This is a genomic window from Sphingomonas sp. MMS24-J13 (genome assembly GCF_044905095.1).
Lineage (GTDB): Bacteria > Pseudomonadota > Alphaproteobacteria > Sphingomonadales > Sphingomonadaceae > Sphingomonas_I.
In genome coordinates, this window is record NZ_CP173258.1 from 3,089,154 (window position 1) to 3,113,119 (window position 23,966).

The window sequence follows — 23,966 nt, forward strand, 5'->3', positions numbered from 1 at the left end:
GCCCCGGCGGATAGCGATCGATGAGCGGCGTATCTTTCACCACCAATGCCTATCCGCGTGAAAAGCGGCTGGATGCGTGGCGTTTCGCGCTGCAGCGCGCCTCGTTCGAGCTCATTTCCTCGACCGACGAGCCCTATGGCGAGCTGTTCACCTTCGCCAGCGGGCAGCGCATCCAGTTCGCGCGCGTCGCGGGCACGGCACAGTCGATCGCGCTGGATCTGCGGCAGGGCGAGGCCTGCTTCTGGCTGGTCCTGCTGCTCGAAGGATCGATGACCGCCACCAGCGGCAAATCCGTCCTCGCCGTGACCGAGGGCGACATGGTCTATGGCGGCAGCGGTGCGCGGACCGTGCTGGACTTGCCGGGCGATCATCGCCTGCTGGCGGTGCGCGTGCCGCTCAGCCTCTCCGCGCTCAAATCGCGTTCGCCGCTGCCGCGCGAGATCGCCGCGCTCCATGCCGATACCGGCACCGGGCGCATGCTGTCGGGGCTGCTGCGATCGGTCGCCGACACGATCATCGACGTGACCGACGATCAGATCCGCCCGGTCGAGCTGGCCCTGCCCGAATTCGTCGCCGCGACCCTGCTGGTCAAGGCGCCGACCAAGGCGTTGGGTGGCGCCGCCGGCGGGCGCGCCGCGATCCTGGAGCGCGTGTTCCAGTCGATCGAGATGCGCCTGTCCGATCCCGATCTGTCGCTCCACCAGATCGCCGCCGAGCATGGCATTTCGGCGCGTTACCTGCAGAAGATGTTCGAGACCTATGGCGAAAGTTTCGGCCAGTTCCTGAAGCTGCGCCGGCTCGAACGCTGCCGGCTCGATCTCGGCAGCCCGCTCCATTCGCAGCGCTCGATCTCCGAAATCCTGTTCCAGTGGGGCTTCAACGACAGCGCCTCGTTCAGCCGCGCGTTCCGCGAGCGGTATGGGGTAAGCCCGCGCGAATATCGCAAGGCGCCCGATCTGGGCGAGCAGCCGATCGAGGCGCCGCGCCGCGGCCGGCCCGAGACCGTGCGCGACGTCAAGCCGCGCGACGGCGAGGAACCGCTGGGCGGGGCGGCGCCCGACGCCGAGCGCGAGGCGCCGCGCGAAGTCCGCCACCATCACCTGCCGGTGCGGCCCGACACGATCCACTGGGGCTATTTCAGCCGCGCGCTCAAGCCGGTGCTGGAGGTGCGATCGGGCGATTATGCGACGGTCGAGACGCTGACCCACCACGCCAACGACGATGCCGAGCGCATGGTCGAGGGCGATCCCGGGGCCGAGAGCGTCTATCACTGGACGGCCGAAGGCAAAGCGGTCGAGCGGCGCGGCGCGGGGCCGTTCGACGCTTCTGCGCTGGGGCGCGGGCCGGGCGAGGGCTTCGGCGTCCATATCTGCACCGGCCCGATCGCGATCGAAGGCGCGAAGCCGGGCGATGTGGTCGAGGTGCGCATCCTCGACATCGCGACGCGGCCGAGCGGCAATCCGCGTTATGCGGGGCGCTCGTTCGGCAGCAACGCCGCGGCCTATTGGGGCTTCCACTATAACGACCTGCTGACCGAGCCGAAGCAGCGCGAGGTGGTCACGATCTTCGAGGTCGAGCGCGAAGCAGGGCGCTCATCGGCGCACGCGGTCTACAATTATCGCTGGACCCCGCAGACCGATCCCTCGGGCGTCGTGCACGAACGGATCGACTATCCCGGCATTCCGGTCGACCCGGCGACGATCATCAAGAATTTCAATGTGCTGCGCGATATCGAGATTCCGGTGCGGCCGCATTTCGGAGTGGTCGCGCTGGCGCCAGCGCATTCGGAGCTGGTCGATTCGGTGCCGCCGGGCAATTTCGGCGGCAATATCGACAATTGGCGGCTCGGCCCGGGCGCCAGCGTCTATCTGCCGGTCGCAGTGCCGGGGGCGTTGCTGTCGTTGGGCGATCCGCATGCCAGCCAGGGCGATTCCGAAGTGTGCGGCACCGCGATCGAATGTTCGATGACGGCGATGATCCAGATCATCCTCCATCCGGCCAAGACCAGCCTGCCCCATATCCGCGATCTCGATTATCCGGTGATCGAGACGCGCGACGAATGGGTCATCCTGGGCTTCAGCCACCCCGATTATCTGAAGGAATTGGGGCCGACGGCGCAGAGCGAGATCTACAAGCGCTCCTCGCTCGATCTCGCGATGCGCGATGCGTTCAGGAAGGCGCGGCGCTTCCTGATGACGATCCGCCAATTGAGCGAGGACGAGGCGATTTCGCTGCTGTCGGTGGGCGTCGATTTCGGGGTGAGCCAGGTCGCCAACGGCAATTGGGGTGTCCATGCCGTGATCAAGAAGTCGTTGTTTTCGGCTTAGAGCCTTCGGCGAGAGATTAGATCCAAATTCGATCAAGACCGCACATTCACAACGACACGTCACCCCGGCCTTGAGCCGGGGTCCCGCTACCCTTTTCAAAGAAGCAAATAAGCGGGACCCCGGCTCAAGGCCGGGGTGACGATCCAATTGGTCGAACGTGTCTTAATCCACTGCCGCCACCGACAGTGTCAGGTCCTGCCAGCGCGCCATCTCCTCGCCCAGCGCGGCAAATTCATATTCCGCATATTTGAGCGCATCGGCGCCCAGCAGCAGCAGGAGGGGCGGCGTTTCCGCACCGATCGCAGCGATGATCGCACGCGCGGCGAGGCGGGGATCGCTCGGTTCCTTGCCCTTGTAGCCGAGCAGGATCTTGCGCGCCTGGTGCGCGGTCTCGGCATAATCGGCGATATGCGCTTCCGCATCGCCGAGCGACGCGCCGGCGAATTCGGAGCGGAAGCCGCCCGGCGCGACGTTGGTGACCTTGATGCCCAGCGGCGCAACCTCCTGCGCCAGCGTGCGGCCGATACATTCCATCGCGAACTTGCTCGCGCCGTAGATCCCGGTGCCGTGCCAGGCCGCCAGCCCGGAGACCGATGTGATGTTGACGATGTGGCCCCGCTTGCGTGCGCGCAGATAGGGCAGCGCCGCGCGGATGACGGCGAGCGGGCCGAGCACATTGACCTCGAACAAGGCCCGCACCTGATCGAGGCCGGTTTCCTCGATCGCACCGGTCAGGCCCTGCCCGGCATTGTTGACCACCACGTCCAGCCCGCCGGTGATCGCCTCCGCTTCGGCCAGGGCGGCCGCGACGGCGGCTTCGTCGGTCACGTCCATGCGCACGACGTGCATCCGCCCCGGCGCCAGCCCCTCGAGCGCCGCCGCGCGATCGAGCCCGCGCATCGTGCCGACGACGCGATGCCCGTCGGCAAGCAGGGCTTCGGCCAGGGCACGGCCGAGCCCGGAGGAGACGCCGGTGATGAACCAATTGGTCATGATATTGTCCTAGGCCTTACGCTGAAGATGGTGCGTCGGCGCTAGGATCCGCCGAATCGGCATTCTTTGCGCGCAGCGTCGCATTTGTTGGCGCAACGGCCGCGCCGCGCTTCCCGGGACTGCCCTCGCCGGCCCCGGCCACGCCTCCGCGCAACCCCGGATTGTTCACAAAGCCTCTTCTCGTGCGATGGTGCGGGACGGATCGATGCTGCACCGCAACTATATGGGCGCTGCCCGCCAAGAAAGCCGGGCGGCCATGCGTAAGCTGATGTTGCGGGAATAAGACAAAGCTCGCCAACCAGAACCGGATCGCGCTGTGCGGAGGCAGGCACCGGAAAAAAGGAGAGACAATCAGGCACAAAGGGGCGGGCTATGAAGTCGGAATTCTTGAGCGGCACATTTCTGAGTGGGATGATGGTGGCGGCCCTGTTCGCGGCGAGCCCGGTTGCGGCCGAGACCGCGCCGGCGGATGCGCCGGCGGCAGCGGACCCTGCAGCCGAGGAGCAGACGATCACCGTCACCGGCGCGCGCGATCTGGGCGGCGTGCTGCAGAAGGCCGAGAGCAACACCCTGTTCGGGCTCGACAAGCCGCTGGTGGATACGCCGCGCTCGATCACCGATATCTCGGACAAGCTGCTGTCGCGCTACAACATCAAGACGGTCTACGATTTCACCGCCGTGGCCGCGGGCACCTATACCGGCAGCTTCTTCGGCGTGCCGGGCGCGATCGCGATCCGCGGTTCGGTGGCCGACAATTATTTCAACGGCTTCCAGGGCATCACCAATTTCGCCAACTTCCCGACGCCGGTCGATGCCAGCTCGGACATCGAGATCGTCCGCGGCCCGCCATCGCCGATCTTCGGATCGGGCCAGGTCGGCGGCTTCCTCAACTTCGTTCCCAAGAGCGCACGCGGCGACAAGACGAAGTATGTCAGCCGGATCACCGGCGACGCATCGGTCACGCTCGGCAGCTACGGCCAGCATGAGGGCACCGCCAACCTCGCCATCCCGGTCACGATCGGCAGCATGCAGGGCGGCCTCGCGCTCTATGGCAAGATCGAGGATTCGGACAGCTTCTACCGCGGCATGCACCCCAAGTCGCAGATCGGCCAGGGCACCTACTCGACCGACATAAACAGCCATCTGTCGCTGAGCCTGACCTATCAGTACCTCCATTCAGACGGCTATCTGAAGAATATCGGCTGGAACCGGGTCACGCAGGACCTGATCGACAACCAGAATTACATCTCGGGCCGCCCCAGCGCGACGATCGTCGCGGCGGGCGCGCCGTTCATCACCAAGGCGCAGTTCTTTACGGCGACGGGCGGCAGCCCGATCATCCTCTACGCGCCGGGGATCGGCCTGAAGGTCACCCCCAACCAGTACACCACGCTCGATCCGGCGACGATCAAGACGGTGAAATTGTCGCCCCGCACGACCTTCCTCGATCCCGCGCTCGACATCAACGAGGCCTATACCCACACTGGCTATGGCGGGCTGACCTACACGTTCGACAATGACAGCCAGCTCAAGTTCGAAAGCTTCCTCAACACGCTGAGGAGCCGCAACTATCAGAGCTATGGCTTCGCCACCCAGTTCGACGCGACCGTCACCGAGCAGCGCCTGTCCTACAAGTTCAAGCTCGATCTGGGCAGCCTCAAGATCCAGACGATCGCGGGCGGCACCTATCGCCATTCGCGCTCGCACGATCTGGGCAGCCTCAACGATTTCGCTCTGTCCGAGGATCGGCGCGATCTCTCGGTCGGCCCGACCCCGGACGACCGCTTCAACGATCCGTTCCTGAGCGGGCCCAATTATGCGTGGGCGACATCGATCTACAGCCGCATCAACGATCTGGCAGGCTTCTTCGTGACCGATGCCACGCTGGGCCCGGTCAGCCTGACGCTCGGTGGGCGCGTCGACGGCTATGACGTCAGCGCGATCAACCGCGGTGCGGAAGTGAAGGGCGTCTATGTCCGCCAGAGCGACAAATCGACGCCGTTCAACTACAATGCGAGCCTGAGCTACAAGTTCGACTGGGCGACCTTCTACGGCACCTATGCCAAGGCCAAGTCGCTCCAGCTGAGCCAGGGCGGCGCGGTCAACCCGACCCTGATCCCGACCGGCGCCTATCTCGGCAAGTCCGATCTCAAGGAGGTCGGCGTCAAGAGCTCGCAGATGGGCGGCCGCTTCTACGTCGCGTTCGATGCCTATGAGCAGAAGCGCTCCTATCTCTCGACGCCGGCGACCGGCGTCGCGACGGTGGCGGCGATCCGCACGCGCGGCATCGAAGGCGAATTACGCTGGCTCATGACCCCGGCGTTCGGCCTGACCGCGACCGGCGCCTACCAGCGCACCAAGCAATTGCCGACCGCGGGCTCGGGCACCTTCATCACGATGCCGTCGTGCCTCACCAACGTCCCCTGCACGTCGGGCTATGGCGGCTATGTCTACTCGCTGACCAACTATCTGGGGCTGACCAACGGTTATTATATCCACAGCAGCCCCAAATATAGCGGCAGCGTCTTCGCGACCTATGACGCAAAGGGGCGCTGGGGCCTCACCGGCGGCGTGACCTATGCCAGCAAGACCGGCGGGTTCCTGCCAGGCGCGATCCAGCTGCCCAGCTATGCCCTGCTCAAGCTCGGCGCCTACGTGCTGGTGGCAAAGAAGGTGCGGGTCGATCTGAACGTCGATAACGTGACCGACAAGCTCTACTTCATCGCCAACAGCGATACCGACGCCAATGCCAACGTGTTGCCCGGCATCGGCCGTACCTTCCACGTCAAAATGTCCTACGCGTTCTGATGCGCGGCGGGCGGGAGATCGACCGGCCTTCCGCCCGCCGGGCTATCCTGGTGGCGGCGACCGTCGGCGACGCGGTCAGCGCCACGCCGGCCTTCTTCAGCGTCTTCGGATTGCTGCTGGTGCCGATCGCGACCGATTTCGGGTGGCCGCGCGCGGTCGTCGCCGGCGTGATGGCGCTCGTCGGGCCGGTGCTGGCGGTGTTGGGAATGGTGGCCGGCTATTCGGTCGACCGCTTCGGCGTGCGACGGATCGTATTATGCGGCAACCTGTCCTTCGGGCTGATGATCGTCGCGCTGGCATTCACCCCGGCGTCTCCGGCCGCCTTCTATACCCTCTTCATCCTGTGCGCGGTCTGCTCGGCCTTCGCCTCGCCGACCCTGTACGGCAAGGCGGTCGCGGGCTGGTTCGACAAGCAGCGCGGACAGGCGCTCGGCTTCGTCGCCGGCGTGGGCAACGGCGTCGGATCGACCCTGATGCCCGCGCTCGGCGGGCTGCTGCTCGCTTATTGGGGATGGCGCACCGCGCTGGCGGGGGTCGGCCTTACGATCGCCGGCATCGGGTTTCCCGTTCTCTTCTTCCTGCTGCGCGATCCGCCCCGGCGGGTCAGGCCGGCGCAAGACGACGTCCCGCTCGAGGGCGTGAGCCTCACCCAGGCGCTGCGATCGCCCATCATTTGGGTGATGCTCTTCTCGATCTGCGTCTGCGCGGCCTGCATGACCGCGACCTTCACCCAGGTCTCGCCGATCCTGACCGAGCGCGGCATTCCGCTGCGCCGCGTGATCCCGGTTATCTCCGCCTTCGCTCTCGTCACGGCCGGCTGGCAATGGCTGTTCGGAGCTCTGATCGATCGCGTCGGGCGCCCGGCGGTGATGCTGCCTTTCTACCTGCTGAGCGTGGCGGGGCTGCTGCTGCTCCAACAGGCGACCACCGATATCGGCCTGCTGTGCGGCGGGGCGCTAATGGGGCTGGGGCTGGGCACCGAATATAGCGGGCTGACCCTGCTCGCATCGCGTTACTTTGGCGTGCGGCATTTCGGTGCCATAGTCGGGCTGATGTACGCGGTCATAAACCTGCTCAAGGGCGCGATCACCGTCGGGCTGAACGTCTGGTTCGACGCGGTCGGCTCCTACGGCCCGGCACTGGTGGTGGTCGAGGTGGTGATGGTCGCCTCGGCGTTGCTGCTGCTGCTCCTGCCCAATTTCCACAAGCGCGGGCAGCCGCAGCCGGACGGCCTTCCCGCCCCCGCCTTATGAGCGAGACCGCCTGGAGCTTCTCCACGCGCGATCTGCCGCCGGACGAGCGCACCCCCGCCTGGACCGACGCGATGCGCCGGCTGCGCATGCCGCTGGTGACCCCGCGCGGGGCCGGGCCGGTCGACGGCAAGGTCGTCGTCGCGATCTCGCCGATGGGGCTGCAATTCGCGCGGGTCGAGGCTGACGCGCAGGACATAGCGGGGCGCTCGGACGATCAGATCGAAGGCATGTGGCTGAGCCTCCTTCTCGAGGGCAAGGGCCGGCTGAGCGCCCCCGATCTCGAAGCGTCGATCGAGCCGGGCATGATCCTGTGCGGCATCACGCGCCAGCCGATCGCGCTGGCCCTGACCGAACGCCACCGGCAATTGTTCGTGCGCCTGCCGCAGGTGGCGATCGCGCCGCGGTTGCTTGCCGGACTGGGCCTGCCGGTGATGCTGATCGACGCGCGCGCGGGCATGGCCGCCATCTTCGGCGGCCTGCTGTGCGCGACCGCGACCGAACTGGAGCGGCTCGGGCCCGATCAGCTCCGCCCGGTCGAACTGGCGGTGATCGAATTCCTGGTGGCAAGCATCGCCGAGGCCGGCGGCACCCGCGCCCGCGGGGGCGCCGATGGCGCGCGCGCGGCCTTGCTCCACCGCATCCTCCAGCGGATGGAGACGATGCTCGGCGATCCCGATCTGTCGATCGATACGCTGGCGCGCGATCAGGGCATATCGACGCGCTATCTGCGGCGGCTGTTCGCGGCCGAAGACCTGAATTTCACCGCGGTGGTCAAGGCGCGCCGGCTCGATCGCTGCTATGCCGATCTGATGAGCCCGCTCCACGCGCAGCTCGGCATTTCGGAGATCGCCTTTCGCTGGGGGTTCAACGATGCGGCGCATTTCAGCCGCTCGTTCCGGGATCGCTTCGGCACGTCGGCGCGCGATCATCGCCGGCAGGCCTTGCCCGCCTGACGCGATCCAACAAAGCGAGCACCTGCCGACAAGATTGGACACGGCCGCCGCTCTAATCGCCCTTCATCGCACGCAGAGGGGACACAGAATGGGCATCGCCACATCATATCCGCGCCGCCGGCTCGGCCGCACCGACATGGAGATCACGCGCGTCGGCTTCGGCGCCTGGGCGATCGGCGGCCCCGACTGGGCGGTCGGCTGGGGCGCGCAGGACGATGATATGTCGGTGCGTGCGATCCGGCATGCAGTCGATCGCGGGATCAACTGGATCGATACCGCCGCCATCTACGGCCTCGGCCATTCGGAGGAGATGGTGGGCGCGGCGCTGGCCGAAATGCCCGCGGCCGACCGGCCTTATATCTTCACCAAATGCGGGCAGGTATGGGATCCCGACGATCGCATGAGCAAGGTCCGCGTCGGCCGCCCCGACAGTATCCGCCAGGAGTGCGAGGATTCGCTGCGCCGCCTGCGCGTCGAGGTGATCGATCTCTACCAGATGCACTGGCCAGCCGAGGACGGCACCCCGCTCGAGGACTATTGGGGCGCGCTGCTCGACCTCAAGCAGGCAGGGAAGGTCCGCGCGGTCGGTCTCTCCAACCACAATGTCGTGCAGGTCGAGGCGGCCGAGGCGATCGGCCATGTCGATACGCTCCAGCCGCCATTGTCGGCGGTGCGGCGCGAGGCGACACGCGAGCTGCCCTTGTGTCTCGCCAACGGCACCGGGGTGATCGTCTACAGCCCGATGCAGTCGGGATTGCTGTCGGGCGGATTCTCGGCCGAGCGGGTGGCGAGCCTGCCGAGCGACGACTGGCGCTCGCGCCATCCCGACTTCACCGGCGAAGCGCTTCACCGCAACCTTGCGGTGGCCGCGGCGATGAAGCCCATCGCCGCGCGGCACGGCGTCAGCCAGGCGGCGGTCGCCATCGCCTGGACGCTGGCCTGGCCGGGGGTGACCGGCGCGATCGTCGGCGCGCGCAGCCCCGAACAGGTCGATGGCTGGATCGCCGCGGCGGCGCTGGAGCTCACCGCCGAGGATATGGACGCGATCGCCGTGGCGATCGAGACGAGCGCCGCGGGCAGCGGCCCGGCGCGGCCCTGACAGGCGCAGGGGCGGGGCGCTCTCCGGAACGCCCTGCCCTTTTGGTTCAGGCCTTAGCCCCGCCCAACGACCATTCGCGCAGGCCCACGATCACGCCGAGCAGGCACACGCCGCCGCCGATATAATGATAGGCGTGAAGCCGTTCGCCTAGGATCAGCCAGGCGAGCAGCGCGACCACGACCGGCAATATGTTGATCGTGAGCGACGCCCGCGTCGCGCCCAGGCGACTGATCCCGCGCATCCACAGGAAGGGCGCCAGCAGCGAGGTTGGGATCGCTGCATAGAGGATGAGCGGTAGATTCCCCGCGGTGATCGGCGAGATCGGGCCGAGCAGCCAGAGCGGAAGGAGGATGATCGTGGCGAAGACGATTTGCCAGAACAATTGCTGCCAGAGCGGCAGCGTCATCGCCCAGCGCTTGAGCAGGACGCCGTAGAGCGAGTTCGACAGGACCGCGAGGAGCATCAGCCCGTCGCCGGGATGGACGCCGCCCCGCGCCAGGCTGGACGGATCGCCGTGCGCGAGGAGGTAGACGAGCCCCGCGATCGAGAGGATCGCCCCCACGGTACCGGCGACCGTCAGCCGCTCGCCGGCGAACAGGCTGGCCAAAAGGCTCGAGCAGAGCGGCATCAAGGCGATGATGATGCCCATGTTCGCGGCCGTCGTGGTCTGCGCCGCGACATAAGCGAGCGACTGATAGATCACCATGCCCAGCAGGCTCAGCGCCAGCAGCTGCTTCCACACCGCGGCAGCCGCCGCGCGATTGTGCCACGCGGCCGGCGCGACGAAGGGCGAGAAGATCAGCAAGGCGATCGCCCAGCGATAGAAAGCGATCGATCCCGGCGCGATCACGCCCGACGCCGCCTTGGTCACGACCGTATTGCCGGACCAGATCAGAACGGCGCCCAGCGGCGCGAGCATCGCCCAGGCCATGGGCGAAGCGGAAGAGCGTGCACCCGCCATCTTGAGAATCATGGTCCTTTGCGCTCGGAACCGGACCAGGCCGCGACGGACCGATCCTGCCTGGTTTACGGGCGCTGGAGCAGGTCGATCAGGCTCGACGTGTCCCAGCGTCGGCCGCCGCGGGCCTCGACCTGCGCATAATAGCCATCGATGATCCCTGTCACGGGCAATGTGGCGCCGAGCCTCGCGCCCTCGGCAAGGCAGAAGCCGAGATCCTTGCGCATCCATTCGACGGCGAAGCCGAAATCGAACCGGCCGTCGACCATCGTTGCGGCGCGATTGGCCATCTGCCACGATCCGGCCGCGCCGCCGCTCATCACTTCGGCCGCCTGCTTGGCATCGATCCCGGCCCGGATCGCGAAATCCAGGGCCTCGGACAGGCTCTGCACGATACCCGCGATGCAGATCTGGTTCGCCATCTTGGTGAGCTGACCGGCACCGGCCGGGCCCATCAGGCTGATCGAACGACCATAGGCCGCCATGATCGGCTGCGCGCGATCGAACGCCGCCCGATCGCCGCCGACCATGATCGTCAGCACGCCGTTCTGCGCACCCGCCTGGCCGCCCGATACCGGCGCGTCGAGGAACCGAAGACCTTGGCCGGCCGCCAGACCGGCTATCTCGCGGGCAAGATCGGCCGAGGCGGTGGTGTGATCGACCAGGAGCGTGCCCGGCGCCATCGTCTCGAAGACACCGTCGGGGCCAGTGACCACCGCACGAACATCGTCATCCCCGCCGACGCAGACGAACACGATGTCGGCGTCCTCGGCCGCCCTGGCAGGCGTATCCGCCGTGACGCCGCCATATTCGGCGGCCCACGCCGCCGCCCTGGCGGGGGTGCGGTTATAGACCGTGACCGCGTGGCCGGCACGGGTGAGGTGCCCGGCCATGGGATAGCCCATCACGCCGAGGCCGATGAAGGCGAGTTTCAATGATCGGCTCCCTGTACGCGCAACGACGGGCCGTGCTCGCGCGCGGCCCGTTCATCGCAAACCGTCGATAATCCGACGGACGATCTCAATAAGGCTTGTCGCCGCGCACCCACAGGCGATGCGCCTCACGGACATACCGGTTCTCGTCGAACGGCGTGCCGGTGTGGAGCGTGCAGCGATTGTCCCACATCAGGATATCGCCGACCTGCCATTTGTGGCGATAGACGAACCTGTCCTGCGTCGCGAACGCGACCAGTTCGTCGAGCAGCGAGAGATCGGTCGGGTCTTCCTGGCCGACCACCGCCTTGACCGTGCCGGTGCTGACCCACAGCGCCTTGCGGCCGTCGGCGGGATGGGTGCGGATCAGCGGATGGATCACATCCGGATTCTCCGCGCGCAGTTCGTCGGTGATGACCATCCGGGTGCCGCCCTCGCGGCTCTCCATGAAATGGACCCAGCTATGGTGCAGCCGGAGCGCCTGCAGCGCTTCCTGCCGCTCGGGCGGGAGCGCGTTGTAAGCCGCCACGCCGTCGGCCAGCAGCGTATCCGATCCCTCGGGCGGGACCTGCACGGCGTAGAGCATCGTGCTCATCACCGGCTCTTCCTTGTAGCTGTAATCGGTGTGCCAGCCCTGGCCATCGCGATGCGAACCCAGCGGCTTGCCGTTCACCAGCTTGTTGCTGAGCATGTAGATCTTCGGGAAGCCCGGCATGCGGAAATTGAAGTTGGTGTGATCCTCGGGTTCGCCGAACAGCGAGACGAAATCGATCAGGTCCTGCGGGGCCATGTCCTGCCCGCGCAGCACGATCGCGCCCGAACGATGGAATTCGTCGACCACCGCCTGCAGCGTATCGCGATCGGCGGTCCGCAGATCGACGTCGTGAATCTCCGAGCCGAAGTTGGTGTCCGCACGTAGCGGGGTGGTGAGTAAACGGGTCAGGACGGTCATCGCGCGCTCCAGGCATCGGGTGGTGCCGCGCTTATAGCGCGGTTCGGCGGCGCCCTCTTGTACGGCCGGACATCAGGTCTTGCTCAAGACCGAAGCTTGCCGCCTCACCAGTGGAGCTGAACCCTCCCGTTGGCGGGCACGTCGAACAGGATCGCCCCATCCTTCCTGCGCCCGCTGCGCGGCGCCGCGCCATCGACCGCCGCGCGGACCGCGGGCAAGCGCTTTCGCGGCTGGCCGATGATCCGCACGGTGGCCTGGCTGGCGCCGTCGCCGGCGAGCTGGAACGACAGCGACCGATCGCTCGTCCGTTCGCTCGCCATCAGGAAGTGATCGCAGAACAACGCGAACGGCGCGCCATCGATATGGTGGAAGCAGCGCGACGCGAACACGAACGCCGCGCCCGCGCCATAGATTTCCTGGCCGACCTGGCCGGCCGTGTCCCCGCCGACATAGAGGTCTTCGAGCGGGAAGGAGAGCGACGTGTCGATATGACCGTTGCGCGGTTCCGCACACAGCAGATCCTTCGGCAGCGCGTCCGGATAATAATACCAGGCCCGATCGAGCGCGAAACGGCAATATTCGCTGACCAGCAGGCGGGCGGCGGGATCGAGATCGGGGCCGCCGTCCTGAAGGTACCGCTCGAACGCGGCGAAGCTGTCGAAACATTCGTAGAGCGCCATGTAGGGTCCGTCGTGCAGGCACGAGGCGCCGAGGAAGGTGTGGTAATGCCGCGCCGCGCCGATGTTCGATTCCCAGATGACGCAATTGTGGAGGAAGCTCGCCAGATAGACGTAGCTCTGGTCGAGATAGCGGCCTTGGTTGGTGATCCGCCACAGACGCATGCACGCCGCAGCCCCCCATGCCGTCAGATTGGCCTGATAATTGAGGTCGAACCGCATGCCCTCGGCCGCGTCGATCGCCTTTCTCGCTTCGGCCAGAAAGCGCGGGTCGTCGGTCAGCTCGAACGCGACGAGCATGACATAGGCATAGAGGCCGCCGACATCGGTCTGGCCGAGATCGGTGTTGCCGCGCGATTGCGTGATGACGCTGAAGTCGGTGACCTTGTACTGGATCGGCCACTTATATTTGAAATGATGCGCGGCCTCGATCGCGAAATCGATCGAGCCCTCGAACAGTCGCCGCGCCCGACCGTCGCCGTTGAGCGCCAGCCGGCCGAGGCCGAGTAGCGGATGGTAAAGATACCAGCTGTCGACCGCGTCCTTGTCCTTGTCCTCGCCGACATTGGGCAGATAGCGGCGGATGCTGCCGAGCTTCGGGTCGAAGAAGCGATCGAGCCCGGCGCCGAGCGCCTGTTCCATCGGCTGGGCCCGGTCGAGCCAGCGGCCATATTCGTGGATCGCCGACAGCAAGGTCACCTGCACCATCGAATCCGGATATTCGGCCGCGGTGTAAGGATGGGCGTAGGTGTGGCCGTAGTGGCGGATCGTCGCGTCGGGCGCTTCGCCGAGATCGCGCAGCGTTCGCTCGGCGCGATCGGGCCAGTCGTGAAATTCCAGTGGCGGCTTGTCGAGCAGGCGATAGGCGCTTCCCAGCATCTGCAGGAACAGGCGCGCCGAATGCGCTTCGCTTTCAGGTGCATCCCGATGGAAGACGATCAAAGCATCCGAAAGCGTGACGGCCTTGCCCTTGGGCAGCGGGTTGACCGGCGGCGTGCCGCTCTGCGGCGGGGTCGGCGGGAGATAGCCGAGTTCGGGCCATTCGCCGCCGACGGCACCGTCGGGCTTGGTGTGGGTCGCGTTGTAGTAATCGTTCAGCGCGGTGAGATTCTGCAGGTAGAGCAGGCTCCCCGGCGTGTCGCCATCGAGCCGCCAATAGAGCATGCCGGCGTTGAGGCCGCGCTGCGCCGCCTCGACATTGCCGCACGCGTCCAACGGATCGTCGTTGGCGCCGAGCGGATAGAGATCGCGCGGGAGGTGCGTCACCAGCAGATCTTCCGCCGGCGTCAAGACGGTGGTGACGCGAAGCAGAGGCAGCCCCTCGGTCGCCGCGGCGAAGGTGACGACATGCTCGCCGATCGCGCTCGTCAGGCGCACGCGCAGGGCCTCGCCCTTGCCCGCCCGGACCTTGCGCGCCTTGAGCCCGCCGGGCGCATAAGCGGCCCTGACCGCGAGCCGTGCCGCATCCCGCCGCGAAATCGCCCAGAGCGAGTTGTGGCCCAGGGCGACCGTGATCGAACGGCCGTCGAGGTCGAACACCCCGATCGTGCGCATGCTCTTGTCGGTCAATTCGGCGCGCAGGCCGAGCACGCACAGGCTGGCTCCGGACATGGCGTTGTGGCTCGACGGCGGCTTCGATACGGTCATGCGATCCCCTGAACAACGAACCAACGTGCCATCCCGAAGCGGGGTTCCTGTGCCGTGGAACTATGCCGGCCGCGGTGCTTTTCGGCGTTCCTACAAGGAGATCGTGATGGCGTGGAAAGCCGAAACCTCTGCCGGGCGACCGTCGCTCTCGACGACGCCGTGCAAGCGGCCGAAGGGATGAAATTCCCCGTCGACACACTCATCCTGGTACCGGACGATATCGATCTGGCCCGATCCCCCCTCGCCGGGCATCTGGGCGTCGAAACCTATTGCCTCGGCGCGTTCAACCCGGCTTTGACCCGTCTCCCCAACGGCAACCTGTTGATGATGGTGCGCGTGGCCGAGGCGCTGCGCACGCCGATCTTCGACGGCAAGGTCCACAATATCCGCTGGGACGACGGGCGCTATCTGCTCGATGCCTGGCCGCTCGAACTCGCCAACACCGCCGATCCGCGCAAGTTCATGCTTCAGGGCGGCGGCTGGAAGGTGATGGCGCTCACCTCGCTCGCCTGGCTGCTGCCGGTCGAACTGAGCCCCGACGGGCTGGAGGTCGTGAAGCATCATTACGACAAGGCGATCACGCCGCAGTCCAGCCTGCAGATGTACGGGCTGGAGGATGCGCGCATCAGCAAGGTGGGGAATCGCTGGCTGATGACGACCTGCTCGGTCAGCCCCGAACGCCATTCGACCACGCTCTACAGTTCGGAAAACGGGCTCGACTGGACGTTCGAGGACATCGTGCTCGATCACCAGAACAAGGACATGCTGATCTTCGAAGGGTTGATCGACGGCCACTATTGGGCGCAGACCCGGCCCTTGGGCGATCTCTACTTTGCTTACCCGCCGGGCAGCGAATGGCGCGCAGGACCGGCGATCAACCTCGCCACCTCGCCCGATGCGTTGCACTGGAAGCCGCACCGCAATCCCGGCATCCGCCCGCATTCGTCGACCGTCGCGACCGCGCGCATGGGCGGGGGACGCCGCCGATCCTCAACGATCGCGGCTGGCTCAGCCTGTGGCATGGCGTGGAACCGAAGGAGATGGTCGGCATCTACCGCACCTATTGGTCGATCCTCGACGCCGACGATCCGAGCAAGGTTCTCGCCACCAGCACGGCCCCGCTGCTCGAAGCCAGCCCCGAACTCACCCGGCCGATCGACCATCAGATGTATCTGCGTGATATCGTGTTCACCACCGGCATCGCGGAGGCCGGCGATCATTATGTGGTCGCATCGGGCGAGGCCGATCTGGCGTGCCGGATCACGCACATTCCCAAGAGCATTTTCGCGCAAGCCTAGCGGCGGTCATGGAGGAAAAAAGTGCCCCGTGAAATCCAGGATGAACCGAGCGAGATCGCAGCCGAGGAAGGCGCCGTCATCGTCGATGGGCCCGACGGCGTCGCGGTCACGCTGACCGCCGAAGCAGCCGCGGAAACCGGCAACCGGCTGCAGGACAGCGCGGCGGAAGCGCGCGGCCAGCGGGACATGAAGGCGCTGCGCGACGAACCCGCACCGGACCGCCCGGCGTGATCAGGCGATAGCGGCCAGCTCCGCCGGGCGAAGTTCATGGATCAACTGGTCCATCGTGCATTGCGACGGCGCCTTGTCCGGCCGCCAGCGCAGGATCCGGGTGCCGTGGCGGAAACGATCGCCGGTCACCTGATCGTACAGCACTTCAATGACGCATGTGGGCTTCAACGGCTCCCATTCGCTTTCCTTGCCGTCGTTCCAGCGGCTCGGCCCGCCCGGCGCTTTGCCGGTAAAGCCCGGCGCCGCGATCAAGGGCTCAAGCTTCGCCGCCAGCGCGATCCGATCGTCCGCGGACATGCCCGAAGTGAAGCCGACATGGTTCAGGCGCCCCGCTTCGTCGTAGAGGCCGAGCAGCAGCGACCCCACGCCCCCACGATCCTTCGCGCGGCGAAAGCCCCCGACGACGCAGTCGGCCGAGCGATGCTGCTTGACCTTGAGCATCGCCCGTTCGCCCGGCCGATGAGGCTCGTCGATCCGCTTGGCGACGACCCCGTCGAGCGCGCCGCCGCTGCGCTCCAGCCAGCCGCGTGCGTCCGCCGCATCGGCGCTATAAGGCGACAGCAGCACCGCCGGACCACCGTGCCGCCCGAAGAAACCCTCCAGCGCCGCGCGCCGGGCAGAAAGGGACGCTGACAGCAGATCGTCGCCGCCGACCCGCAAACAATCGAACAGCATCAGCTGTGCCGGCGTCTCGCGCGCCAGCCGGGCGATGCGGCTCGCCGCCGGATGCAACCGGGCCTGGAGCGCATCGAACGAGAGCACATCGCCTACCGGCAGGATCAGTTCGCCGTCGAGGATGAAATGCGGTTCGCCGATGGCGGCGATCGCAGCGACGATCTCGGGAAAATAGCGCGCGAGCGATTTGCCCGACTTGGACAGGATTTCCACCGTCGCGCCGTCACGGAAGACGAGCGCGCGGAAGCCGTCCCATTTGGGTTCGAACTGCCACCCGGGCTCGTCCGGCAGCGCGGCGACGAGTTTGGCCTCCATGGGAGCGAGCGCATGAGCTGTCATGCGGCACCAACGCGGCGGGCAAGGCCGCGTTCATCGGGTGAACCAAAACCCGCAATCGCCGTTCGAACATCATGGCGACCGCACCTTTTCGCGACGCGCAACGTGACGGCGGCGCGCTGCTGATCATCGACATGATCACCAACATGGATTTCGAAGGCGCGAAGGCCATGCTCGACCAAGCCGAGGCGGCGGCCGCCGCCATCCTCCGCCTGCGCGATGCCGCGGACGAGGCGGGACTTCCGGTGATCTACGTCAACGACAATTTCGGCGAATGGCATTCCGAGCGCTCGCAGTTCGTCGAAAAGGCGCGCCAGACCAAAGGCGGAGCCGCCCGGCTCGTCGCAAGGCTGCAGCCACGCGAGAACGATTATTTCATCATCAAGCCGCAATTCTCCGGCTTCTACGCCACCAACCTGCCGGTGCTGCTGCCCAAGCTGGGGGTCGATCGCCTGATCCTGACGGGCATGGCAGCCGATATCTGCGTGCTCTTCACCGCCGGCGACGCGCATATGCGCGATTATGGCTTGTGGGTGCCCGAGGATGCCGTCGCCGCCGAAACGCCCGAGCGGAAACGATGGGCGCTGGAAATTATGCGGAGCGCCATGGCTGCCGAAACCCGCTCCACCGGCGAGCGCTCATTAGACGATTGGCTTGCGGCGGGGTCCTGACCGCAATGCATGACATCGCGCGATCAACTTTTTAGCATTTTGCCGCGGACGCACAAGCATGGTGATGAATGTCATCGCCCACAGCGCGTGAAAGGGCGCGCTAAATCGCCTTGGCAACACCAAGTCCAACTCGTTGATAAGCGTGCCCTATCGGCGTTATAGACTTAGAGCCCGATATCAGGGACAAGCTCGCACAGGGTAAACTTGGGCGGTGTTTTTGATCCATGCTTGGAGGCTATCGGGGCATCACCCTTGCGACTGCCGCTGCGCTAATCTTCTGCGCTTTGATCGGATGGGTATTACAACCCAAACGACCAGACCTCACCGGTGATCGCAGCTATCAGGAAGAGGCCGCTGGCTATCGCGCGGGCGGGTCCAATTGCCAACCAACCGCGATTTATGCCCTTTCCGGGCGGAAGCGCGCACGCCAGGCCGATGCCTGCGCCGAGGCTAAAGAACAGCATCGCGAAGCCATCAACCAACTCGCAGAGGCTCGACGTTCTGCGGACGCCGCTGACGCACAGGCCATCGCCTCAAACAGTCAGTCTCGGATTGCCGCTTGGGGGCTCGCTCTAAGTATTGCTACGCTTATCGCCGCCATTGGGGCGGCCAAATATGCGCGAGACGCTGCTCGTCACACCAAGCGAGCTGCCGACGCCGCGAACGCTGCCAACGCGATCTCCGCTCAAAATGGCCAAGCTCAAACGCGCGCTTATCTGTCTATCGCAAATCCGATTCTTAGTTTCGACGAGTGGGGTATCGCCGAAGTTGCCCTCGAAATCGTTAACAGCGGGCAGTCTCCCGCCCGTAATGTCGGGTGGCGCTTTGAACTGAGTTTGGCGCTACTCGTCGGCGAGTGGTGGCCTGTTGGCGGGCGTTCGACGGTTACCGCGGCTATCGGCAACCTCAGCGCGGGCGGTCGGATACCCGTCAAACTAGACACCGCCGTTATAATAAACGGCGATCGGAAAATGGGCTCCATACCTCAAGACTGTCTCCAGCGTTTTTTCGAACAGACCTACATGCCGAAGGTAACCGTCGTAATCACCGCTACTGACGTCTTTGATCTTCTGATCTCGGAGACTATCGATGTTTTCGGAAAAGGTAGCCCCAGTCAGCCCATCCAGCTGACCGGTATCGGACATTCCGTCCAAGAAGTATGACTCTCTGCCAACAGTCATCAAACACCGTAAAGGAAAGGGCGCACGCCCTCAGCTCGATGCGCTTGCTTCATGAAACCGGAGGCTCGTGTAGCCCCGCTTCGGATCGGCGGGGCTACTAAGGGGATCGTCAGTTGTCGGCCGAGCCCGGCTCGGCCATCTTGCGATGCTGCTCGGCCAGCACCGATCCGGGCGTCACGTTGGCGAGCACGCCCTGCAGCTTGGTCTTCCAGCCCGAGAAGATCGACGCCTTGCCGCCCATGACGGCATCCCAGCCGTCCTGCGCGACATCGACCGGATCGCTCTTGTTGTCGCTCGCCCCGACCGACGTATCGAGCATGTCGCCGCGCGCGAAGAATTCGGTCTCGACCGGGCCGGGCATCAAGGTCGTGAGCGTGACGCCATCGCTGTCCTTGATCTCGTTGCGCAGCGCCTCGGTGAAGCTGTCGATGAACGCCTTGGTACCGTTATAGACCGCCTGGAAGGCGCCCGGAATGTAGCCCGCGATCGATCCGGTCACGAGAATCTTGCCGTCGTTGCGCGCGACCATCTCCTTCAGCACCTTCTGGATCAGGTAGATCGTGCCGGTGATGTTGGTATCGACCACGAACCGCCAGTCGGCGGGCTGCTGATCGATGAAGGCGTGGCCCAGGCCATGCCCGGCATTGGCGCACAGCAGATCGACCCGCCGCCCGTTGGCGGCGGCGAGCAGGCGATCGACGCCGTCGAACGTCGACAGATCGGCCTCGATCGAGGTCACCTCGGTGCCGAATTGCTTGAAATCGGTCGCCGCCGCATCGATCAAAGGCTCGTTGGCGACGACGAGAATGTCGTAGCCGTTCTTCGCCGCGAGCGTTGCCAGTTCGAAGCCGATGCCGGTCGAGGCACCGGTGATGATCGCGAATTTATCAGCCATCGAAACGTCTCCTTCAGGCCGTGAAGCCGGGTTTGAGGACGACCTTGGTCACCTCATTCTGGTTATCGTGGAACATCTTGTAGCCGTCGGGCGCCTGCTCGAGATCGAGCCGGTGCGAGATCAGGAAGGTCGTGTCGATCTTGTCTTCCATGATCGCGTTGAGCAGCGCGGGCATGTAATGCTGGACGTGGGTCTGGCCGGTCTTGAGGGTCAGGCCCTTCTCCATGAAGGCGCCGAGCGGGAATTTATCGACGAAGCCGCCATAGACGGCCGGCATCGAGACGCGGCCGCCCTTGCGGCAGGCGATGATCGCCTGGCGGATCGAATGGGTGCGATCGGTGCCGAGGAAGGTCGATTTCTTGATCTGGTCGATCACGTTATCGACGAAGAAGCCGTGCGCTTCGAGCCCGACGCTGTCGATCACCGCGTCGGGCCCGATCCCGCCGGTCATCGTCATCAGCGCCTCATAGACCGCGCTTTCCTCGAAATTGATCGTCTCGGCGCCGAACTTTCTGGCGAGTTCGAGCCGATGCGGGAAATGGTCGATCGCGATCACCCGCTCGGCCCCCATCAGGAAGGCCGATTGCACCGCGAACAGCCCGACCGGGCCGCAGCCCCACACCGCGACGATGTCGCCCGGCTCGATCTGGGCATTCTCCGCCGCCATCCAGCCGGTCGGCAGGATATCCGACAGGAACAGCACCTTCTCGTCCTCGACGCCGTCGGGGATCACGATCGGGCCGACATCGGAGAAGGGCACGCGCACATATTCGGCCTGGCCGCCGGCATAGCCGCCGGTCATGTGGCTATAGCCGAACAGCCCGCTCATCGGCTGGCCGTAAAGCTCCTGCGCGATATCCTGATTGTCGGCGGGCAGGCCGTTGTCGCACGCCGAATATTGGTGCTTGCCGCAATGATAGCAGCTGCCGCACGCGATCGTGAACGGCACCACCACCTTCTGGCCCTTCTCGAGCGTCGACTTGGGGCCGGTTTCGACCACCTCGCCCATGAATTCGTGGCCGAGGATGTCGCCCGCCTTCATCGTCGGGATATAGCCGTCGTAAAGGTGAAGGTCGGAACCGCAGATCGCGGTGGCGGTCACCTTGATGATCGCATCGCGCGGGTTGAGGATTTCGGGATCGTCGAACGTATCGACGCGAACGTCGTGCCGACCGTGCCAGGCGAGTGCGCGCATGTTTAGTCCTTCTCTTCGGCGAGTTGCGCCCGGGTGCGGGAGGAGGTGGCGATCTCGCCGGTCTCCATCAGCTGCTTGAAGCGGCGCAGATCGCGCCGCGCCTGGATGGCGGGCTCGCGCTGGAACATCTTGGCGATCAACTTGCCGATCGCGCCGGCGGGCGGATCGTAGAGGATCGTGGCGATGACGACGGTACCGCGGGCGCCGGCGTCGCGGAACTCGACGCGGCCGCTGTTCGGCACGTCGGCGCCCTCTTCGGACGCCCAGGCGATCAGTTCGCCCTCGCGCTCTTCGGTGATCGACGCGTCCCATTCGACGATGCGGCCGGCCGGCGCCTTGACCACCCAATGCGACCTCTTGTCGTCGATCGGCGTGACCGAAACGACATTGTCCATGAAAGTGGCGAGGTTGGTGAGGTCACGCCAGTAAGCGTAAAGCTCGCCGGCCGGGCGGTTGATGGTGACTGCGCGGCCGACCAGATTGTCGCCTCTGGCTTCGATCAAGGTCTCGGTCGCATCGGAAACGGCATCGCTTCGTTTCGATGCGCTTAGCGGGGCATCGTCCCGGCGTTCGAGCGTATCGGGCATATCGGCCTCCGTAGATGGGAATGCCATGCTCAATGGCCGGAACGCAGCCATGTTCCCCTCATTCTCCCTGCGAAACCAATATCTTAATCCATGTTAGCGCACCGGGAGACGCAGGCGCGACCGGCCTGCGCTGCCCGACGGGGGAACGCCACGGGCCGCCGCCCGCAACGGTTCCGGCAGAATGGCGTTTGCCCCCTATGGAAATCGTCTGGTGGTTCATTGGCTCAGATGACGGAGCTACCGTCATGCGCACCGATCGGGCCGCGACGCTCATGCACTAGGATGGCACGCCAGCAGAAACTCAAGGTCTTCCGGACGCCGATCGGCTTCCACGATGCCTATGTCGCGGCGCCGAGCCAGAAAGCAGCGCTCGAAGCCTGGGGCAGCGACGCCGACCTGTTCGCGCGCGGAATCGCCGAGGTGGTGACCGATGAGGATCTGACGCATGAGCCGCTCGAACATCCCGGCGAGGTGATCCGGCGGCTGCGGGGATCGGCGGCTGAACAATTTGCGGCACTCCCGCCCGATCGACCCCGCACGACCAAGGCTAAAGCCGCACCGGCGGCCAGCCGGAAGCCCGCTCCCAAGAAACCGCCCAAGCCGCGCCCCGACCGCGCTGCGCTCGATCGAGCCGAACGGGATCTCGACGATCTCCTCGATCGGCAGAAGAGCGAGGACGACGCGCTCCGCGCGCGCGAGCAGGCGATCGCCCGCGAGCGGCGCGATCTCGACCGGGCGCACGAAAGCGCGCGTCGCGAGGCCGAACGCACGGTGGACGAAGCCCGCGAGAAGCATTCGCGCGCGCTCGATCGCTGGATCGAGGATCAGGGCTGAAGGCGGAGGAGCGCGCGCCCTTGGGCCGATGGGCTGCGGAACGTGATCGAGTAACGCGTCCGATCGATCGCGGCGATGCTGTGCTCCCAATCGTGGCGCACCTCGCCCGACAGATGGTAAGCGGCGCGCGGCTCCAGCAGCAGCGACGCGCGGCGCCAGCGGTCGGCCTCCTTGCGCCGGAAGCGCATCGTCGCCGGTGCGCCGAGCGAGAGACCCAGCACATGATCGTAGACCGGCCGATCGCGGTGCCAGCCGATGCCGGCGCCGGGATCGTAGCGGATCAGCAAGGCCTGGATCAGATCGTCGCGATCGAGCCCCGCCATTGCCGCCATCCGCGCCTGTACGTCGTACAGCCAGGCGGGGATCGGCTCGGCCCGGTTCAATTCGCCCGCCTGAAAATCATAGGCCCAGCCGAAGCTGTGGGTCAGGCGCTTGCCGGTCCATTGCTGGAACCGGAACGGTGTGAGCGCCTGCGCGTCGATCGCCGCGATCAACGCCGCCTCCTCCTCGGCCGAGATCAGATCGGCGCGGACGGCGAGGCCCGGAACGATCGGCGTGTCGAACAGATCAGGCATCAGGATGGCTTGGCCCGCCCGCGTCGGGGCTTGTCGCCAAGCTCGATCCAGACGGGGGCATGATCGCTCGTCTTCTCCCAGCCGCGGACATGCGCATCGACCTGCGCGTCGACCAGGCGATCGGCGAGTGTCGGGCTCAGCAGCAGATGGTCGATCCGCAGCCCGGCGTTGCGGGCATAGGCATTCCGGAAATAATCCCAGAAGGTGTAAATCGTCTCGTCGGGGTGCTTGGCGCGCAGCGCATCGGTCCAGCCCTGTTCGACCAGCCGGAACCACGCCGCCCGCACTTCGGGCGCGAACAGGGCATCGTCCAGCCAGCGTTCGGGCTTGTAGACGTCCCGATCGGTCGGCATGACGTTGAAATCGCCGGCGATGACCACCGGCAGCCCGCTGCCGAGCAGATCGGCGGCATGCGCGATCAGGCGTTCGAACCAGGCGAGCTTGTAATCGAATTTCGGCCCGGGCCGGGGATTGCCGTTGGGCAGATAGAGACCGGCGATCAGGATGCCGTTGACCGCCGCCTCGATATAGCGGCTTTGCGTGCCGTCGGGATCGCCGGGCAATCCGCGCCGCGTTTCGTGGATCGGGCCGACGCGGCTCAGCATGGCCACGCCGTTCCAGCTTTTCTGGCCGTGCCAGATCGCGTCATAGCCCAGAGCGCGGATCGCCGCTTCCGGGAACTTCTCCTGCGGTGCCTTCAACTCCTGCAGGCAGACGATGTCCGGTCGTTCTTCGCCGAGCCATCGCAGCAGCACGGGCAAGCGGCCATTGACCCCGTTCACGTTGTAGGTGGCGATCTTCACCGGCGCGGACCCTGGACCATTGCTGCCAAACTCGCTGCGGGCAAGCCGGTTCCGACATGCGCCGCCCAACCCGAAACAAAAGCGCG

20 protein-coding genes and 1 pseudogene are annotated in these 23,966 nt (G+C 65.8%); 10 read left to right on the forward strand and 11 right to left on the reverse strand.

Features of this window, described 5'->3' with window-relative positions; genetic code table 11:
- Positions 1 to 20 precede the first annotated feature (20 nt).
- Positions 21 to 2,327: an acetamidase/formamidase family protein gene (locus AB4Z44_RS14270; protein WP_404710361.1), complete on the forward strand. Its 2,307-nt coding sequence runs from the start codon at positions 21 to 23 to the stop codon at positions 2,325 to 2,327.
- Between the two features lie 162 nt (positions 2,328 to 2,489).
- Here AB4Z44_RS14270 and AB4Z44_RS14275 read toward each other — a convergent pair whose 3' ends face one another.
- The gene (locus AB4Z44_RS14275) at positions 2,490 to 3,320 is read right to left on the reverse strand and encodes an oxidoreductase (RefSeq protein ID WP_404710362.1); all 831 of its coding nucleotides are present in this window, start codon (positions 3,318 to 3,320) and stop codon (positions 2,490 to 2,492) included.
- Between the two features lie 372 nt (positions 3,321 to 3,692).
- Here AB4Z44_RS14275 and AB4Z44_RS14280 point away from each other — a divergent pair, with 372 nt between their 5' ends.
- The 4 genes from AB4Z44_RS14280 to AB4Z44_RS14295 all read left to right on the forward strand — a co-directional run bounded on the left by AB4Z44_RS14280 (position 3,693) and on the right by AB4Z44_RS14295 (position 9,433).
- Positions 3,693 to 6,128, forward strand: coding sequence for a TonB-dependent siderophore receptor (locus tag AB4Z44_RS14280; protein ID WP_404710363.1), 2,436 nt, complete (start codon positions 3,693 to 3,695; stop codon positions 6,126 to 6,128).
- A gap of 50 nt (positions 6,129 to 6,178) precedes the next feature.
- On the forward strand, positions 6,179 to 7,381 hold the full coding sequence (locus AB4Z44_RS14285; protein ID WP_404710364.1) for an MFS transporter: 1,203 nt from the start codon (positions 6,179 to 6,181) through the stop codon (positions 7,379 to 7,381).
- Entirely contained in the window at positions 7,378 to 8,334 is a 957-nt protein-coding gene (locus AB4Z44_RS14290) for a helix-turn-helix domain-containing protein (protein ID WP_404710365.1), read from the forward strand. Before AB4Z44_RS14285 ends, AB4Z44_RS14290 begins: the two co-directional genes overlap by 4 nt.
- 88 nt (positions 8,335 to 8,422) lie before the next feature.
- Positions 8,423 to 9,433 (forward strand): aldo/keto reductase, encoded by a 1,011-nt coding sequence (locus tag AB4Z44_RS14295; RefSeq protein WP_404710366.1) that lies wholly within the window; start codon positions 8,423 to 8,425, stop codon positions 9,431 to 9,433.
- Positions 9,434 to 9,479: 46 nt separating this feature from the next.
- Here the strand turns inward: AB4Z44_RS14295 and AB4Z44_RS14300 are convergent, their stop codons facing one another.
- The 4 genes from AB4Z44_RS14300 to AB4Z44_RS14315 form a co-directional block, all read right to left on the reverse strand.
- Positions 9,480 to 10,394, reverse strand: coding sequence for a DMT family transporter (locus tag AB4Z44_RS14300; RefSeq protein WP_404710367.1), 915 nt, complete (start codon positions 10,392 to 10,394; stop codon positions 9,480 to 9,482).
- 65 nt (positions 10,395 to 10,459) lie between these two features.
- Positions 10,460 to 11,296: an NAD(P)-dependent oxidoreductase gene (locus tag AB4Z44_RS14305; RefSeq protein WP_404714238.1), complete on the reverse strand. Its 837-nt coding sequence runs from the start codon at positions 11,294 to 11,296 to the stop codon at positions 10,460 to 10,462.
- A 115-nt stretch (positions 11,297 to 11,411) separates the two neighbouring features.
- Positions 11,412 to 12,275, reverse strand: coding sequence for a TauD/TfdA dioxygenase family protein (locus tag AB4Z44_RS14310; RefSeq protein WP_404710368.1), 864 nt, complete (start codon positions 12,273 to 12,275; stop codon positions 11,412 to 11,414).
- A 104-nt stretch (positions 12,276 to 12,379) separates the two neighbouring features.
- Entirely contained in the window at positions 12,380 to 14,599 is a 2,220-nt protein-coding gene (locus tag AB4Z44_RS14315; RefSeq protein ID WP_404710369.1) for a hypothetical protein, read from the reverse strand.
- Between the two features lie 177 nt (positions 14,600 to 14,776).
- Here AB4Z44_RS14315 and AB4Z44_RS14320 point away from each other — a divergent pair.
- Positions 14,777 to 15,897 (forward strand): annotated as a pseudogene (locus tag AB4Z44_RS14320) (glycosidase).
- Positions 15,898 to 15,918: 21 nt separating this feature from the next.
- Positions 15,919 to 16,128 carry a hypothetical protein gene (locus AB4Z44_RS14325; protein WP_404710370.1) on the forward strand — a complete coding sequence of 70 codons (210 nt, stop codon included), beginning with the start codon at positions 15,919 to 15,921 and terminating at the stop codon, positions 16,126 to 16,128.
- Here the strand turns inward: AB4Z44_RS14325 and AB4Z44_RS14330 are convergent, their stop codons facing one another.
- Positions 16,129 to 17,118 carry an ATP-dependent DNA ligase gene (locus AB4Z44_RS14330; RefSeq protein ID WP_404710371.1) on the reverse strand — a complete coding sequence of 330 codons (990 nt, stop codon included), beginning with the start codon at positions 17,116 to 17,118 and terminating at the stop codon, positions 16,129 to 16,131.
- Positions 17,119 to 17,213: 95 nt separating this feature from the next.
- Between AB4Z44_RS14330 and AB4Z44_RS14335 the strand changes: the two genes are divergently transcribed.
- The gene (locus AB4Z44_RS14335) at positions 17,214 to 17,810 is read left to right on the forward strand and encodes a cysteine hydrolase family protein (RefSeq protein ID WP_404710372.1); all 597 of its coding nucleotides are present in this window, start codon (positions 17,214 to 17,216) and stop codon (positions 17,808 to 17,810) included.
- A 224-nt stretch (positions 17,811 to 18,034) separates the two neighbouring features.
- A complete protein-coding gene (locus AB4Z44_RS14340) occupies positions 18,035 to 18,973 on the forward strand; it encodes a hypothetical protein (RefSeq protein WP_404710373.1) in 939 nt (312 codons plus the stop codon).
- 127 nt (positions 18,974 to 19,100) lie between these two features.
- Here AB4Z44_RS14340 and AB4Z44_RS14345 read toward each other — a convergent pair whose 3' ends face one another.
- Genes AB4Z44_RS14345 through AB4Z44_RS14355 form a run of 3 tightly spaced genes read right to left on the reverse strand, consistent with a single transcriptional unit; the run spans position 19,101 to position 21,668 of the window.
- Positions 19,101 to 19,886, reverse strand: coding sequence for an SDR family NAD(P)-dependent oxidoreductase (locus AB4Z44_RS14345; RefSeq protein WP_404710374.1), 786 nt, complete (start codon positions 19,884 to 19,886; stop codon positions 19,101 to 19,103).
- A 13-nt stretch (positions 19,887 to 19,899) separates the two neighbouring features.
- The gene (locus tag AB4Z44_RS14350; RefSeq protein ID WP_404710375.1) at positions 19,900 to 21,081 is read right to left on the reverse strand and encodes a zinc-dependent alcohol dehydrogenase; all 1,182 of its coding nucleotides are present in this window, start codon (positions 21,079 to 21,081) and stop codon (positions 19,900 to 19,902) included.
- Positions 21,082 to 21,083: 2 nt separating this feature from the next.
- Positions 21,084 to 21,668, reverse strand: coding sequence for an SRPBCC family protein (locus AB4Z44_RS14355; protein WP_404710376.1), 585 nt, complete (start codon positions 21,666 to 21,668; stop codon positions 21,084 to 21,086).
- Between the two features lie 282 nt (positions 21,669 to 21,950).
- Between AB4Z44_RS14355 and AB4Z44_RS14360 the strand changes: the two genes are divergently transcribed.
- Positions 21,951 to 22,502: a hypothetical protein gene (locus AB4Z44_RS14360; protein WP_404710377.1), complete on the forward strand. Its 552-nt coding sequence runs from the start codon at positions 21,951 to 21,953 to the stop codon at positions 22,500 to 22,502.
- Here AB4Z44_RS14360 and AB4Z44_RS14365 read toward each other — a convergent pair.
- A complete protein-coding gene (locus AB4Z44_RS14365; protein WP_404710378.1) occupies positions 22,493 to 23,077 on the reverse strand; it encodes an alpha-ketoglutarate-dependent dioxygenase AlkB in 585 nt (194 codons plus the stop codon). The genes AB4Z44_RS14360 and AB4Z44_RS14365 overlap by 10 nt on opposite strands.
- Positions 23,077 to 23,880, reverse strand: coding sequence for an exodeoxyribonuclease III (xth, locus tag AB4Z44_RS14370; RefSeq protein WP_404710379.1), 804 nt, complete (start codon positions 23,878 to 23,880; stop codon positions 23,077 to 23,079). Before xth ends, AB4Z44_RS14365 begins: the two co-directional genes overlap by 1 nt.
- Between the last annotated feature and the right edge of the window lie 86 nt (positions 23,881 to 23,966).